11 protein-coding genes, 1 tRNA gene and 1 pseudogene are annotated in these 14,566 nt (G+C 72.1%); 6 read left to right on the top strand and 7 right to left on the bottom strand.

What is annotated here, in order from left to right; all coding sequences use genetic code 11:
- Window position 1: 1 nt before the first annotated feature.
- From H9L09_RS09200 to H9L09_RS09225, 6 genes and pseudogenes are all read right to left on the bottom strand, one after another.
- A complete protein-coding gene (locus H9L09_RS09200) occupies window positions 2-1,531 on the bottom strand; it encodes a protein kinase domain-containing protein (RefSeq protein WP_187580303.1) in 1,530 nt (509 codons plus the stop codon).
- Window positions 1,528-2,996 (bottom strand): annotated as a pseudogene (locus H9L09_RS09205) (peptidoglycan D,D-transpeptidase FtsI family protein). The gene H9L09_RS09200 and the pseudogene H9L09_RS09205 overlap by 4 nt, the downstream one beginning before the upstream one ends.
- On the bottom strand, window positions 2,993-4,384 hold the full coding sequence (locus H9L09_RS09210) for an FtsW/RodA/SpoVE family cell cycle protein (RefSeq protein ID WP_187580304.1): 1,392 nt from the start codon (window positions 4,382-4,384) through the stop codon (window positions 2,993-2,995). The pseudogene H9L09_RS09205 and the gene H9L09_RS09210 overlap by 4 nt, the downstream one beginning before the upstream one ends.
- Window positions 4,381-5,889 carry a PP2C family protein-serine/threonine phosphatase gene (locus H9L09_RS09215; protein WP_187580305.1) on the bottom strand — a complete coding sequence of 503 codons (1,509 nt, stop codon included), beginning with the start codon at window positions 5,887-5,889 and terminating at the stop codon, window positions 4,381-4,383. The genes H9L09_RS09210 and H9L09_RS09215 overlap by 4 nt, the downstream gene beginning before the upstream one ends.
- A gap of 12 nt (window positions 5,890-5,901) precedes the next feature.
- Window positions 5,902-6,336 (bottom strand): FHA domain-containing protein FhaB/FipA, encoded by a 435-nt coding sequence (locus tag H9L09_RS09220; protein ID WP_281390847.1) that lies wholly within the window; start codon window positions 6,334-6,336, stop codon window positions 5,902-5,904.
- Window positions 6,337-6,378: 42 nt separating this feature from the next.
- On the bottom strand, window positions 6,379-7,149 hold the full coding sequence (locus H9L09_RS09225) for an FHA domain-containing protein (RefSeq protein WP_343065214.1): 771 nt from the start codon (window positions 7,147-7,149) through the stop codon (window positions 6,379-6,381).
- 218 nt (window positions 7,150-7,367) lie between these two features.
- Between H9L09_RS09225 and H9L09_RS09230 the strand changes: the two genes are divergently transcribed.
- Window positions 7,368-7,453: transfer RNA gene (locus tag H9L09_RS09230), tRNA-Leu, on the top strand.
- A gap of 86 nt (window positions 7,454-7,539) precedes the next feature.
- Window positions 7,540-8,745: an amidohydrolase family protein gene (locus H9L09_RS09235; protein ID WP_187580306.1), complete on the top strand. Its 1,206-nt coding sequence runs from the start codon at window positions 7,540-7,542 to the stop codon at window positions 8,743-8,745.
- Between the two features lie 68 nt (window positions 8,746-8,813).
- Here the strand turns inward: H9L09_RS09235 and H9L09_RS09240 are convergent, their stop codons facing one another.
- Complete coding sequence (locus H9L09_RS09240; protein ID WP_187580307.1) at window positions 8,814-10,652, bottom strand: amino acid permease; 1,839 nt, start codon at window positions 10,650-10,652, stop codon at window positions 8,814-8,816.
- Window positions 10,653-10,778: 126 nt separating this feature from the next.
- Between H9L09_RS09240 and H9L09_RS09245 the strand changes: the two genes are divergently transcribed.
- From H9L09_RS09245 to H9L09_RS09260, 4 genes are all read left to right on the top strand, one after another.
- Window positions 10,779-11,981: a sensor histidine kinase gene (locus H9L09_RS09245; RefSeq protein WP_187580308.1), complete on the top strand. Its 1,203-nt coding sequence runs from the start codon at window positions 10,779-10,781 to the stop codon at window positions 11,979-11,981.
- Window positions 11,978-12,664 carry a response regulator gene (locus tag H9L09_RS09250; protein ID WP_187580309.1) on the top strand — a complete coding sequence of 229 codons (687 nt, stop codon included), beginning with the start codon at window positions 11,978-11,980 and terminating at the stop codon, window positions 12,662-12,664. Before H9L09_RS09245 ends, H9L09_RS09250 begins: the two co-directional genes overlap by 4 nt.
- Before the next feature lie 145 nt (window positions 12,665-12,809).
- Window positions 12,810-13,706 carry an ABC transporter ATP-binding protein gene (locus H9L09_RS09255; RefSeq protein WP_187580310.1) on the top strand — a complete coding sequence of 299 codons (897 nt, stop codon included), beginning with the start codon at window positions 12,810-12,812 and terminating at the stop codon, window positions 13,704-13,706.
- A complete protein-coding gene (locus tag H9L09_RS09260) occupies window positions 13,703-14,500 on the top strand; it encodes an ABC transporter permease subunit (RefSeq protein ID WP_187580311.1) in 798 nt (265 codons plus the stop codon). The genes H9L09_RS09255 and H9L09_RS09260 overlap by 4 nt, the downstream gene beginning before the upstream one ends.
- Window positions 14,501-14,566: the final 66 nt, after the last annotated feature.

Genomic DNA, 14,566 nt, shown 5'->3' on the forward strand with positions numbered 1-14,566 from the left:
CTCAGTGGTCCTTGCCCTTGGACTTGCCCGGCTTGTCGGGCTTCGGGTCCTTGCCGGGCTTGGTCTTCGGCTCGGGGTTCTTCTCGGGGGGAGCGCTCGTCGCCGGCGCGGTCGCCGTCGCCGTGGCGCTCGTCGGCGCCGTCGGGGTCGCGGCGCCGTACACCTCGAGCGTGACGGTGCCGCCCCGGTTCACCGTCCCGGTCGGGCTGACGTCGGCCACCCGGCCGGCGGTCCCGGCACCCGGGTTGGGGACCGTGCGGCTCTCGACCTGGAGTCCGAGCGCCTTCAGCCGGGCGGTCGCCTCCCGCTGGGTCAGCCCACGGTAGTCCGCGGCGCGGACCGTGACCTCCGCCGGTGCGCTGGAGCGCTGGGACCGGGAGGCGCTGCTCGCGGAGTCCTGCCCGCCCGGCGCGGCGCTCGGAGCCGGCTCGTCGCCGCCACCGAGCCAAGCGACCAGCAGGATGACCAGGAGTACGGCGGCCGCCGCCGACAGCCACGGCCACCACGCCGGGCCGCGACGCGACGTCGACCCGGACCGGGCAGCGGCGGGAGGCGGAAGCGGCGCGACCACCGTGTCCCGGGTCGGGTCCGAGGTGGGGTCGGGGGCCGGGGTCGCCGAGGTGAGCACCCTGGTGTCGTCCGCGCCGGAGGCTGCTGCGGAGGCCGCCGCCCCGGCCGCCGCGGCGAGCAGCGCGGCCGGGATCGCCGCACCACGCAGCACCGCGCCGAGCTGCGCCGCGCTGTCGAACCGGTGCGCCGGGTCCTTCGCCATCGCCACCGCGGCGGCCTGCCGGAGGTGCTCCGGGACGTCCGGCGGCAGCGGTGGGGGCGCCTCGCGCAGGTGGGCGAGCGCGACGGCGACCGGGCTGTCCCCGGTGAACGGCCGGCGGCCGGCCAGGCACTCGTAGAGCAGCACGCCCAGGGCGTAGATGTCGCTGGCGGCCGTCGCCTGCTTCCCCTCCGCCTGCTCGGGGGAGAGGTAGGCGGGCGTGCCGATCACCTGGCCGGTCTGGGTGAGACCGGCGGCGTCGGCGGCCCGGGCGATGCCGAAGTCGGTGATCTTCACCTGGCCCTGCGGGGTGACCAGCAGGTTGCCGGGCTTGAGGTCGCGGTGCACGACGCCGATCGCGTGCGCGGCGGCGACCGCCTCGCAGGCCTGGGCGACCAGGTCCGCGGCGGTGTCCGGAGGCATCGGGCGGCCGGGGCGCAGCAGCGCCGAGAGCGGCTGACCCGGCACCAGCTCCATGACCAGGAACGGCCGCGGCACCCCCGAGCCGTCCTCGGCGGGGAGCTCGCCGAAGTCGAAGACCGAGGCGACGTGGGGGTGGCTGAGGGCGGCGGCGTGCCGGGCCTCGGTCTGGAACCGGGAGCGGAACGTCGAGTCGTGGGCGTGCTCGGGACGGAGCACCTTGACCGCCACCTCCCGCTCGAGCACGGTGTCGGTGGCGCGCCACACCTCGCCCATGCCGCCGGTGGCGATCCGGTCCTCGAGCCGGTAGCGGGGCGCTGTCGCGGACCCGTTGCCGGTCACTTGTTGATCACCGCCTCCATCACGCTCTTGGCGATCGGGGCGGCGAGGCCGCTGCCGGAGATCGCGTCGCGCGCGACCCCGGCGTCCTCGACGAGCACCGCCACGGCGACCTTCGGGTCGTCCGCGGGCGCGAACGAGACGAACCAGGCGTACGGCGGCCGGTCCTCGGCGCTCTGGGCGGTGCCGGTCTTGCCGGCCACCTTGATGCCCGGGATCTGCGCCGGCGTACCGGTGCCCTGGTCGACCACCTCGACCATCATCTGGGTGAGGTCCCGCGCGACCGACGGGGTGGTCGCCTCGCGGTAGGGCTCGGGTCGGTCTTGTCCAGCACGCTCAGGTCCGGTGCCCGCACCTCGTCGACCAGGTAGGGCCGCATCAGGGTGCCGCCGTTGGCGATGCCGGCCACCACCATCGCCATCTGCAGCGGCGTGGCGGCAACTTCGTACTGGCCGATCGCCGAGTACGCCAGCAGCGGCGGGGAGACCGGGGACGGCGGGAACCGGCTGGGCGCCTGGCCGTTGAGGTCCTCGAGGTAGGTGTCGCCGAAGCCGAACGCCTGGGCCTCCTGGCGCAGGGCGTCCTCGCCGAGCTGCAGCCCGATGTAGCCGAAGCTGACGTTGCAGGAGACCATCAGCGCCTGGGTGAGGGTGATCCGGCTGCCGCCGCAGTCGCTGCCGTTCTCGTTGCCCAGCGGGTTGTCGGTCTGCGGCAGGTCCAGGACGGTGCCGGCCTTTACCATCGAGTCGGGTTGGTACTGCCCGGACTCGAGCGCGGCCGCGGCGGTGACGAGCTTGAAGGTCGAGCCGGGCGGGTAGGTCGCCTGGGTCGCCCGGTTCAGCATGGGGTCCCGCGGGTCGGCCTGGAGCCGCTTCCACGCCTTGTCCACCGCGCTGAAGTCGTGGGAGGCGAGCACGCCGGGGTCGTAGGACGGCGTCGAGGCCATCGCCAGCACCTTGCCGCTGGACGGCTCGAGCGCGACCACGGCGCCGACCGTGTTCTGGCCGAGCGCCTTGAGGCCGGCCCAGGCGGCGTCCTGGGCGGCCGGCAGCACGGTCAGCGACACCGAGCCGCCCTTGGGCTGGCTGTTGCCGATCATGTCCACGACCCGGTCCACGAACAGCCTGGGGTCGCTGCCCGAGAGGATCTCGTTCTGGGTCAGCTCGATGGCGTCGCGGCCGTAGAGGTAGGAGTAGTAGCCGGTCAGGTGGGCGTACTTCACCGGCTCGGGATAGACCCGCTGGTACTTGTACTGGTCCTTGGACGGCACGCTCTCGGCGACCGCCTTGCCGCTGCCGGCGATGATCGCCCCGCGCTTGCGGGAGAACTCGGCGTCGCGGACCCGCTTGTTGGTGCTCATCGAGTTGAGGTCACCGGCCTCGACGTACTGCAGGTAGGTGATGTTCACCAGCAGCGCCACGAACAGCAGCATGCAGAAGATCGCCATCGTGCGGATCGGCTTGTTCATCCCATCCTCACCACCGCGGTGGCGTCGTTCTCGTCAGGGCCGGCCTCGGCCTCGGAGAGGTCGGGCAGCGGCCGCCGGGCCTGGTCGGAGATCCGCAGCAGCAGCCCGATGATCGCCCAGTTCGCCACCAGCGACGAGCCGCCGTAGGACAGGAACGGGGTGGTCAGGCCGGTGAGCGGGATCAGCTTGGTGACCCCGCCGATCACCACGAACACCTGGATCGCGAAGACGACGCCGAGGCCGGTCGCGAGCAGCTTGCCGAAGGCGTCCCGGCAGACCAGCGCGGTGCGCAGCGCCCGCTCCACGATCAGTCCGTACAGCACGATGATCGCCATCGTCCCGGTCAGGCCGAGCTCCTCGCCGATCGCGGCGAAGATGAAGTCCGACTCGGGGATCGGGATCAGCGTCGGGCTGCCCTGGCCGAGGCCGCGGCCCACCAGTCCGCCCCAGGCCATCCCGAACATGCCCTGCACGATCTGGTAGCTGTTGGCGTCGGCCGGGAACGGGTGCAGCCACGCGTCGACCCGGGACTGCACGTGGTGGAACATCAAGAAGCCGAGGTAGGCCCCGGCGAGGAACATCGCGGTCCCGACGAACAGCCAGCCGGGGCGCTCTGTGGCGACGTACAGCATCACCAGGAAGACGCCGAAGAACAGCAGCGACGAGCCGAGGTCGTGCTGGAAGACCAGCACCCCGAGGCTGATCAGCCACATGATCAGGATCGGGCCCAGGTCGCGGGCGCGCGGCAGGTCGATGCCCAGGAACCGCCGCCCGGCCAGTGCGAGCGCGTCGCGGTGCAGCACCAGGTAGCCGGCGAAGAAGACCACCAGGCAGACCTTGGCGACCTCGCCGGGCTGGAAGCTGAACGGTCCGACGGCGATCCAGATCCGGGCGCCGCGGATCTCGGTGCCGAGCACCGGCAGCAGCGGCATCACCAGCAGCACCACCGCCGCGAACCCGAACGTGTAGGTGAAGGCCTGGAGCCGGCGGTGGTCGCGCAGCACCAGCAGCACCGCGGCGAACAGCACCACGCCCAGCGTCATCCAGACCATCTGGGTCCGGGCCAGGCTGTTGCCGGTGGCCAGGTCCAGGCGGTGGATGACCGCGAGCCCGAGGCCGTTGAGGGCGGCCACGATGGGCAGCATCACCGGGTCGGCGTACGGCGCCGCGATCCGGACCACCACGTGGGCGCCGAGGCACAGCGCGGCCAGCCAGCCGCCGTAGCCGACGATGTCGACCGGCACGTGCCCCTCCACGCCGAGGCCGACCGCGGCGTAGCCGCCGACCCCGACCAGCAGGCTCAGCAGCAGCAAGAACAGCTCGGCGCCGCGCCGGCGGCGGTGCGTGAAGCCGAACGGGAGCGCGTTGAGCGGGTTGAGGCTGCTCATGGCGACGCCGCCTCGCTCGGCGCGCCGGACGCGCTGGGCTCGATGCAGTCCGGCGGCGCCAGCGTCGGGCTCGGGCTCGCGGTCGGGCTGGGGCTGGCCGGGGCGGAGGACTGCTTGCCCGGCTTCGGGCTCGTCGACGCCGCCGGCGCGGTCGTGGCGGAGGGTTTCGGCGAGGCCTTCTTTGTCGACTTCGCCGAGGCGGTCGTCGACGGCGAGGCGGACGGAGCGGGCTCCGGGGTCGGGCAGACCACGGCCAGGTCGAGCAGGGTGCCGACGATCTCGCGGGCGTCGTCGAGGCCGTCGGCGGCGATGCCGGCGCGCACCTGGTCGGCGCGGTAGGCCGGCAGCGAGGCCATCGTGACCCGGGTCATCTGGGCCAGCTCGTGGGTGCGCAGGCCCGGCAGGTCCGCCTGAATCCCGCGGTAGATCGCGACCCGCTCGTCGGCGACGGCGACGTAGTACTGCTGCTGGGACCAGCGGTAGGCGCCGAGCACGGCGGCCACCAGCAGGGCGCCGAGCACGCCGAGGACCACCGCCCGGCGGAACCACGTGAACCGGCGGGGCGGCCGCGGCGCGTAGCGCAGCGCCTCGGGGTCCACGCCGGCCGCTGCCGCAGCGGGCACCGGCTCCAGCTCCCCGGTGTCCCCGCCGCGGTGACCGCGGAAGAAGCTCTTGGACGCCGCCCCGGTGCGCCGCGGCTGCTCGGCCGCCGCCCCGACCAGCATCGGTCCGGTCGACGCGGCCGCGGAGGTCTCGGCGTCGACCGCCGCGCCGGCCTCGACGACGTCGGCCACCACGACGGTGATGTTGTCGGTCGAGCCGGCCTCGAGCGCGGCCCGGACCAGCTCCACGACGGCGTAGTCGATGCTGCCGCTGCCGAGGATGTCGGCGAGCCGGTTGCTGTCCAGGACGCCGCAGCAGCCGTCGGAGCACAGCAGCAGCCGGTCGCCGGCGGCCAGCTCGACGTCGAAGAGGTCCGGCTCGGTCTCGTGCACGCCGTCGACCGCGCGAAGGATCAGGTTGCGGTGCGGGTGGGTGCGGGCCTCGTCCTCGGTGATCCGGCCCTCGTCGATCAGGCTCTGGACGAACGTGTGGTCCTTGGTCAGCTGGGCGAGCGTGCCCTCGCGCAGCAGGTAGCCGCGGCTGTCACCGACGTGGCCGACGGTGATCCGGGAGCCGTCGAAGAGCGCCGCGGTGACGGTGGTGCTGGTGCCGTCGAGCTCCGGGTCCTCCTCAACCAGCTCGGCGAGCCGGTCGTGGGTGCGGTGGATCGCGCCGGCCACCGCCTCGGCCATGTCCTCGGGCGGCGGGCCGTCGAGGCGGCGCAGGATCTGCACCGCCGTACTGCTGGCGATGTCGCCACGCGCCGCGCCGCCGACCCCGTCGGCGACCACCAGCAGGTGCTCACTGGCGAAACCGGAGTCCTGGTTGTCCTTGCGCACGCGGCCGACGTCGGACAGCGCTGCGTAGCGCAGTCCGAGCCGGGGCGACGGAGTCGGGTCCATGCCGGGGCAGCCCTATTTCCTCAGCTCGAGGGTGGTCTTGCCGATCCGGATCTTGGTGCCGAGGGTGAGGGTGGTCGGCTGGGTGAGCCGCGTGGAGCCGATGTAGGTGCCGTTGGTGGAGCCGAGGTCCTCCACGAACCACTGGTCCTCGGAGCTGGCGATGCGCGCGTGCCGGGTGGAGACGTAGTCGTCGTCGAGCCGGATCGCGGCGTCCGAGCCGCGCCCGATGAGCAACGGGGCCAGGTCGAGGGAGATGTTCTCCCCGGCGTTGGCCCCCTCGGTGATCGCGACGTGCGTGGGCGCGCCGCGTGGTCGCTTGGCCGGTTTGCCGCGGGCCTGCTTGCGCGAGCGCTTCTCGTCGCGGCGGTCCGCCCGGGGGCGGCGTCCACGCGGGCGCCGAACATGTCGGAGCGCACCACGGACACGGCGGAGAGAACGAAGATCCACAGGATCGCGAGGTAGGCGAAGCGGATCAGCATCAGGGTCAGCTCAGACACCCCAGCCGCCTTCCTGGGCAGGCCCCGGGGGCTCGGAGGGCACGAAGCGGATGGTCATGGTGGTGTTGCCGATCTTGACCGTGGCGCCGTCCTCCAGGGTGGCCTGGGCGACCTTGTGGCCGTTGACCAGCATCCCGTTGGTGGAGCCCAGGTCGACCGCGCTGACCTGCGGCGTCGAGGTCTCGGCGGGGTAGATCCGGATCTCGGCGTGCCGGCGGGAGACCCCCGGGTCGTTGATCCGCAGGTCGGCGTCGGTGCCGCGGCCGATCACGATCCCGGGCGGGTCGAGGGGATGACGCATCCCGTTGACCTCGAGGAGCACCCGGGCCCGACGTACGGCGGTGTCGGAGACCGCGCCCTCGGAGGCCGGGGTGACCTTGGCCAGCGCCGCGCTGCGGACCCGGAACCGCCCGGTGGACAGGTCCGGCTTCTCGTCGAAGCTGATCGTCACCGGGCCGGTGAAGACGTAGGACTGGTCGTGGGCATGCTCGCGCAGCATCTCCACGAGCTCGTCGGCCAGCGTGGAGGAGTAGGGGGAGAGCCGCTCGTGGTCGGCGGGGGAGAGCTCGACGTGGAACTGGTTCGGCACCAGGCGGCGGTCCCGGGAGAGGATCTGCGCGGAGTTGTCGACCTCGCGCTGCAGCGCGGCGGCCACCTCGACGGGCTGCACGGCGCTGCGGAAGGCGCGCGCGAAGGTGCCGGCGACGAGTTCCTCGAGCCTGCTCTCGAACCGCTGCAACATGCCCATGTGCTGGTCTGACACCTCCTTCCTCGCTCGCGGACCGGCCGGCGTCACCCGCACCTGAGCACGGCCCTGCACACCGGGGTGCAGGCACGGACACCGAGGGTCCTTCCCCGGGTTCCCTTGATCGTAACGGTCAGCAACGCCCGATCCTCCCCGGCGTCGCGCCGGGCCACGTCGCCGACGCCGGGTCGTTTTGGCCGCCTCGCGCCGGGTGGGCTACCCTGAGCACGCTTCACGCGCGAGTGGCGGAATAGGCAGACGCGCACGGTTCAGGTCCGTGTGCCCGAAAGGGCGTGGGGGTTCAACTCCCCCTCGCGCACCACGACAACAGCCCCAGGTCTTCTGATCTGGGGCTTTGTCGTCCCCGCAGGCGTGCGCGCTGAGCGCAAGTTGCGCCATGGTGGTCCCATGCGTGCGCTGAGGGCGCCGATCGCGTTCGACGGTGAGCGGTTCTTGCCGGGTGGTGCCACCGTCATCGTGGAGGGCGCTGTCATCACGGGCGTTGAGCCGGCGGCGTACGGACTTCCCGATGACTGTCCGGTGACGGTGTTCGCGGGCACCATGCTCCCGGGGTTGTTCGACACGCACGTGCATCTGGTCTCGGACTCGTCGGTGGGAAGCCTCGAGCGCGCCGGGTCGCTGGATGCCGAGGCGGTCGATGACACCATCGTGCGGTCGCTGAGGCGGCAAGCGGCGTCCGGGGTGACGACCGTGCGGGATCTCGGTGACGTCGGCTATCGCACGCTGGGGTTTCGTGACCCACCACGCCCAGGTCTTCCGCGCATCCGGGCGGCCGGGCCACCTTTGACCGTTCCCGACGGCCACTGCCACTACCTGGGTGGGGTCGTGCGGGGTCCGGACGCGATCCGTGCCGCGGTCCGCGACCACGAGCAGCACGGCGTGGATCTGGTCAAGGTGATGGCCAGCGGCGGAATGACCACGGTCGGCACCGACCCCTTCGGCGTGCAGTTCGATGCGGCTGAGCTTCGGAAACTGGTCTACGCGGCACACGGGGTCGGGCTGCCAGTCCTGGCCCACGCCCATTCACTTGCCGGGATGCGGCACGCACTGGCTGCCGGGGTGGACGGGATCGAGCACTTCACCGGCCTCACCGAGACCGGCATCCGGGTGCCGGACGATCTCCTCGATGGCGTCGCAGAGGCCGGGGTCGCGGTGGACCCGACCCTCGGCTTCGACCGCGGGCTGCTGGCCTCGATGCCGGCGCCGCCGCAGGCGTTGGCGGCGTCACTGAAACGTGTCGGCCTCGACCTCGAGACTGCCCAGGCCGCACGACTCGGTGTGCTGCGACGGGCCCGAGCCCGCGGCATCCGGCTGGTCACCGGGGTCGACGCAGGGGCCGCGCCGGCAAAGCCGCACGGCATCGTCGGCCTCGCCCTGGCTGCTCTGACCGAGGGCGGCTTCTCGATCGCCGACGCGGTCACCAGCGCCACGGCAGCCGCCGCCCGGGCCTGCGACCTCGCGGGGGTGACGGGCCGTCTCGCGCCAGGCCTCGACGCCGACATCCTGCTCGTCGACGGCAACCTGGAAGCTGACGTCACCGCGCTCCAAAGACCGGTCCAGGTGCTGATTCGCGGCAACCCGGTCACCCCCTGAGCCTGACCAGAGCCGCCGCACCGGGTCTCCCTGGGTACCGGTGCACCGGAGGCTCGTCGAGGACCGGCTCAGGCCGGGACGACGACGTGCTGCACGGGGACCTCGAGGCGGCGCCGGGCCTCGTCGACCAGGCCGTGGTGCACGCGGGTGGACGTGTCGTCGGGCTGGGTGGAGATGACGACGTGGTCGGGCCGGAACTCCGCGACCGCCCGCTCCAGGGCGACCAACGGCCGGTAGTCGCCCAGCGCCCCGTCGACGGTGAGGCCGTCCGCCCGCAGCGTCTCGAGGGTGGAGTCCAGGCGCTCCTGCGCGGCCTGGGCCGTCGCCTCCCACACGAACGCGGCCCCCTCGCGGTGAGCCTGGCCGGTGTCGATCGGGTTCGCCGGGACCACGACGTGGTACTCCGCCGCGTCGCTGCCCTCGATCCGGTGCAGCGCGTCGTGGAGCTCGGAGGCGGTCAGCGTCCGGTTGGCCAGCACCAGCACCCGCCGCGCCGGCTCGCCCGCGACGAGCTCCTCGACCGCGACGGATCCACCACGCCACCGGGTGACGCCGTACAGCACCAGCACCACGCCCCACGACAGCAGGCTCAGCAGCAGCTGGGAACGGGTGTCAGAGTTCCAGGCCATCTGCCCCAGGACGGCCAGGATCCCGGCCACGGCCACGAGCGTCAGCACCGGGTAGGCCCACATCTTGACGGTGAGCCGCTCGTCGGGGGTACGCCGGCGCAGCACCAGCTGGGAGAGCGCGATGAGCAGGTAGACGAACAGGATCACCGCGCCGGAGGAGTTGAGCAGGAACAGGAACACCGTGTCCGGCGAGACGTAGGCGGCGATCACGCTGAGGAAACCCACGACCGTCGAGAACAGGATCGCCCACACCGGGACGCCGCGCCGGTTCACGGTGATCAGCCGCATCGGCGCCTCCCGGCGGGCCGCCAGCACGAAGAGCATCCGCGAGGCGGTGTAGAGGCCGGAGTTCAGGCAGGAGAGGACCGCGGTCAGCACGACCGCGTTCATGATCTGGTCGGCGTACGGGATGCCCATCTCGGAGAACGCGGCGACGTACGGCGAGGCTCCGAGCTCGGTGTCGTTCCACGGCACGATGCAGGCGAGCAGGAAGATCGAGCCGACGAAGAAGAGCGCGACGCGGAGGATCACCGACTGGGTGGCCTTGGCGATCGCCTTCTCGGGGTCGTGCGACTCGGCCGCGGCGATGGTCGCGATCTCGGCACCCACCATCGAGAACACCACGACGACGATGCTCGAGAAGATCGCGCCGACCCCGTTCGGCAGGAAGCCGCCCTGGTCGGTCAGGTTCGAGAAGTCGGTTCCCTGCCCGGGCCACAGGCCGAGGACGTACGCCGTGCCGAGCACCAGGAAGACGATGATCGCGGCCACCTTGATGCCGGCGAACCAGTACTCGAACTCGCCGTAGGAGCCGACCGAGAAGAGGTTGGTGCCCGTCATCAGGACCATCAGGACCAGCGACAGGATCCACAGCGGGGCGTCGAACCAGAAGGTGAGGATCTTCGCGCCGGCGACGGCCTCGAAGCCGACGACGATCACCCAGAAGTACCAGTAGAGCCAGGCGACCGAGAAGCCGGCCCAGCGCCCCAGCGCCATCCGGGAGTAGTCCGCGAACGAACCCGTCGAGGGGTTTGCGGTGGCCATCTCCCCGAGCATGCGCATGACCAGGATGATCAGCACCCCGGTGATGGCGTAGCTGAGGAAGGCCGCCGGCCCGGTCTCGTTGATGACGACGCCGGAGCCGACGAACAGGCCGGCGCCGATGACGCCGCCGATCGCGATCATCGTGAGGTGCCGCTGCCGCAGCCCTCGTTTCAGCGTGCCCGGGCCCGAAGGCCCGTCGCCGCTGTCCACCTGCGTGCTGCTCTGCTGGGCCATGATGTGCCTCCGCTCGGTGTGACGCGTGCCACAGCGCACCCTACCCAGCCCGACCGGGTGGGTACCTCACCGGGCGGGGCCTCTCGGCCGCTGCCGAGGGGCCCCTGCCGGGCGTACTTTGGCCGTGTGAGCCGGTTCCGAGCGGCCCTCCGGACCCACAGCGTCACCGCCCTGCTGGTGGTGGCGGCACTGGTGGGTGCGGTCGGAACGGCTGCCCGGACGGACCCGTCGATGCCTACCGGCCTCGCGGCGTGGGCCGAGGTGGTGGCGATCGCGGGGGTGGCGCTCGTCCTGCTCCTGCGCCGGAGGTACCCCTTCGGCGCCCCGGCCGCCGTCTGGTTGGCCAGCGCCGCGCTGTCGTTCGCCGACGGGCGGCTGGTCACCAGCCAGGGAGTCGTCTTCATCGTGGGCCTGGCCGCAGCCCTGCTGCTCGGCAACCTGCCCAACGTCGTCGAGGGCCGGATCGGTCTGGTCATCGTGGTCGGTTGCGCGGCGATCATCGTCTCCAACGACCCCGGTCACGTCGCCGGCGACCTCGTGTCCACGCCGCTGCTGTTCGCGATCAGCTGGCTTCTCGGCTTCGCGTTGCGGGAGCGCACCGAGCAGAAGGAGGCGGCCGAACGGCGGGCCGCCCTCGCCGAGCGCGACCGGGAGATGACGGCCCGGATCGCGGTCGCGGAGGAGCGCGCCCGGATCGCCCGCGAGCTCCACGACGTGGTGGCGCACGCCGTCAGCGTGATGGTGCTTCAGGTGGGCGCGGTCCGGCACCGGATGGCGCAGGAGGACCGGGAAACCCGGGAGGACCAGGAGACCCTGGAGAACGCGGAGCAGGCCGGCCGTACGGCGCTGGCCGAGATGCGGCGTCTGCTGGGTGCGATGCGGCAGGACGACGAGCAGCCGGAGCTCCTGCCGGCGCCGGGGCTCGAGCGTCTCGAGAGCCTCGTCGAGGACGTACGCGGAGCCGGGCTGGACGTCCGGTTGCAGGTGCACGGGCCGCCGCTCCCGCTTCCTCCTGGTCTGGACCTCTCCGCCTACCGCATCGTGCAGGAGGCCCTCACCAACACCCTGAAGCACGCGGACGCGCACCGGGCGGAGGTGCAGGTCAGCTATGGCCGCGGCGAGGTCGAGATCGAGGTGAGCGACGACGGGCGCGGACCTTCGAACCGCGACGGGGGCGACCGGGGCGACGGGGGCGACCGGGGCGGTCACGGACTGGTCGGCATCAGTGAACGGGTCAGGCTGTACGGCGGGGACCTGTCCGCCGGTGCATCCCCCGGCGGAGGGTTCGTGCTCCGCGCCAGGCTGCCGGTGGACCAGGTGCGGCCATGACGATCCGGGTGCTCGTGGCCGACGACCAGGCGATGGTGCGGGCCGGGCTGCGCCTGCTGCTGTCCGGGGAGCCGGACATCGAGGTCGTCGCGATGGCGGCCAACGGCCGCGAGGCGGTCGCGCAGGCCTCGCGGTTCGCCCCGGACGTGGTGCTGATGGACATCCGGATGCCCGAGCTGGACGGGCTCGAGGCTACCCGCCGGATCCTGGCGGTCGACGAGACCACCCGGGTCGTCGTCCTCACCACCTTCAACCTCGACGAGTACGTCTACGAGGCCCTGCTCGCCGGGGCGAGCGGCTTCGTGCTCAAGGACGACCCGCCCGAGAGCCTGGTCGCTGCGGTCCGCACCGTCGCCGGTGGCGAGGCACTGCTCTCGCCCGCCGTCACCCAGGGCGTGATCCGACAGTTCACCCGGCTGCACCGCCGGCCGCCGCCCGAGGCCGTGGCGTCACTGACCGGCCGGGAGCTCGAGGTCTTCCGCCTGATCACCGAGGGGCTCTCGAACGCGGAGATCGGCGCCACGCTGTACATCAGCGACACCACGGTCAAGACGCACGTGACCCGGCTGCTCTCCAAGCTGCAGCTGCGTGACCGGGCGCAGGCGATCGTCCTCGCCTACCGGACCGGGCTGTTCGAGCAGCCGGATCCGCTGAGGAACCACGCTCCCTGGGACGGCCGCTGAACCTCCTCCTGCCAGGGGCCCTCCTCCCAAGGTCGAACCGCGGGTCGTGGATCGGTCGTAGCGCGGACGCGACCTGACGACGACGCGCTCCCGTCGTCGGCTTCCTAGCGTCGAGGTAGCGGACCACACACAAAGGAGCGTTCCCATGATCAGGGTCGAGTCACTGTCCAAGAAGTACGGCGGCCGCACCGTCGTCGACGACGTCACGTTCACGGCTCGGCCCGGCCGGGTCACCGGCTTCCTCGGGCCGAACGGGGCCGGCAAGTCCACGTCGATGCGCATGATGGTCGGCCTCACCCGTCCGCACGCCGGTCAGGCCACGATCCACGGCCGCACCTTCGCGGACCTGCCCAACCCGGGCCGGGAGGTCGGCGTGATGCTCGACGCCTCCGCCCAGCACGCCGGCCGCACCGGGCGGGAGATCCTCACCCTCGCCCAGCAGACGATGGGGCTGCCGGCAGGCCGGGTCCCGGAGATGGTGCATCGCGTCGGGCTCACCGAGGCCGAGGCCGAGCAGCGGGTGGGCAGCTACTCCCTCGGGATGCGGCAGCGACTGGGCGTGGCGGTCGCGCTGATCGGCGCCCCGTCGGTGCTGATCCTCGACGAGCCGGCCAACGGCCTGGACCCCGCCGGCATCCGGTGGATGCGCGACCTCCTGCGCGGCTTCGCCGACGACGGCGGGACCGTCCTGCTCTCGTCCCACCTGCTGCACGAGGTCGACGTCGTCGCTGACGACATCGTGATGATCGGACGCGGCCGGATCGTGTCCGAGGGCTCCAAGGCGGAGCTCCTCAAGGGAGCCGGGGCCGTCGTCCGGTCCCGCGACACCGACGCCTTGGAGCGGGCCCTGCGCGACTCGGGGCTGGTCACCTCCCGCAGCTCCGACGGCGCCCTGCACACCGACGCCGAGCCCACCGTGGTCGGTCTGGTCGCCCGCGAGGCCGGCCTCGCCCTGACCGAGCTCCGCACCGCCGACGGCGGCCTCGAAGAGATGTTCCTCGCCCTCACCGCCGACACCCAACGAGAAGGGAAAGCAGCATGAGCACCATCGCCCTCGACGCGGTCCACGAAGAACCGCTGCACGTCCACGACGTCCCGCTCTCGCGGGTGGTCGGTGTCGAGCTCCGCAAGATGTTCGACACCCGCGCCGGGATCTGGCTGATGGCCAGCATCCTCATCGCGGCCCTGGTCTCCACCGTGGCGACGATCCTGTTCGCGCCGGAGTCCGACCTGACCTACTACACCTTCGCCAAGGCGATCGGCTTCCCGATGACGGTCATACTGCCGATCATCGCGATCCTCGCGATCACCGGCGAGTGGAGCCAGCGCACCGGCCTGACCACGTTCACGCTCGTGCCGCACCGGACCCGGGTCATCCTCGCCAAGGTCGTCGCCTCGGTGCTGGTCGGTGTGGCCTCGATGCTGGTCGCCCTGGTCTTCGGCGTCCTCGGCAACGTGGCCGGCCCCGCGATCGCCGGGACCGACCGGGTGTGGGACGTGTCGTTCGTCCACGGCCTCGACATCATCCTCGGCAGCCTGATCTCCCTGCTGCTGGGCACCACGCTGGGCATCCTCTTCCGCAGCTCGGCGGTGGCGCTGGTGGGCTACTTCGTCATCTCGCTCCTGCTGCCCACGGTGTTCGGGCTGCTGGCGACGAATGCGGCAGGCTTCGCCGACCTGCAGCGCTGGGTGGACCTGAACTACGCGCAGTCGTTCCTCTTCGAGGGCACTGCATCCGGGATGCAGTGGGCGCGGCTGGCGGTGGCCACGGCGCTGTGGCTGGTCCTGCCGGCGCTTGTCGGCCTGCGGCTGGTGATGAGGTCCGAGGTGAAGTAGCCACCTCAGCGACCACGGTGCGTTCGCGTCACCCCCGCCGGACCCCGTCCCCCGGCCGGAGCCTGA

The organism is Nocardioides mesophilus (genome assembly GCF_014395785.1).
GTDB classification, from domain to species: Bacteria; Actinomycetota; Actinomycetes; order Propionibacteriales; family Nocardioidaceae; genus Nocardioides_B; species Nocardioides_B mesophilus.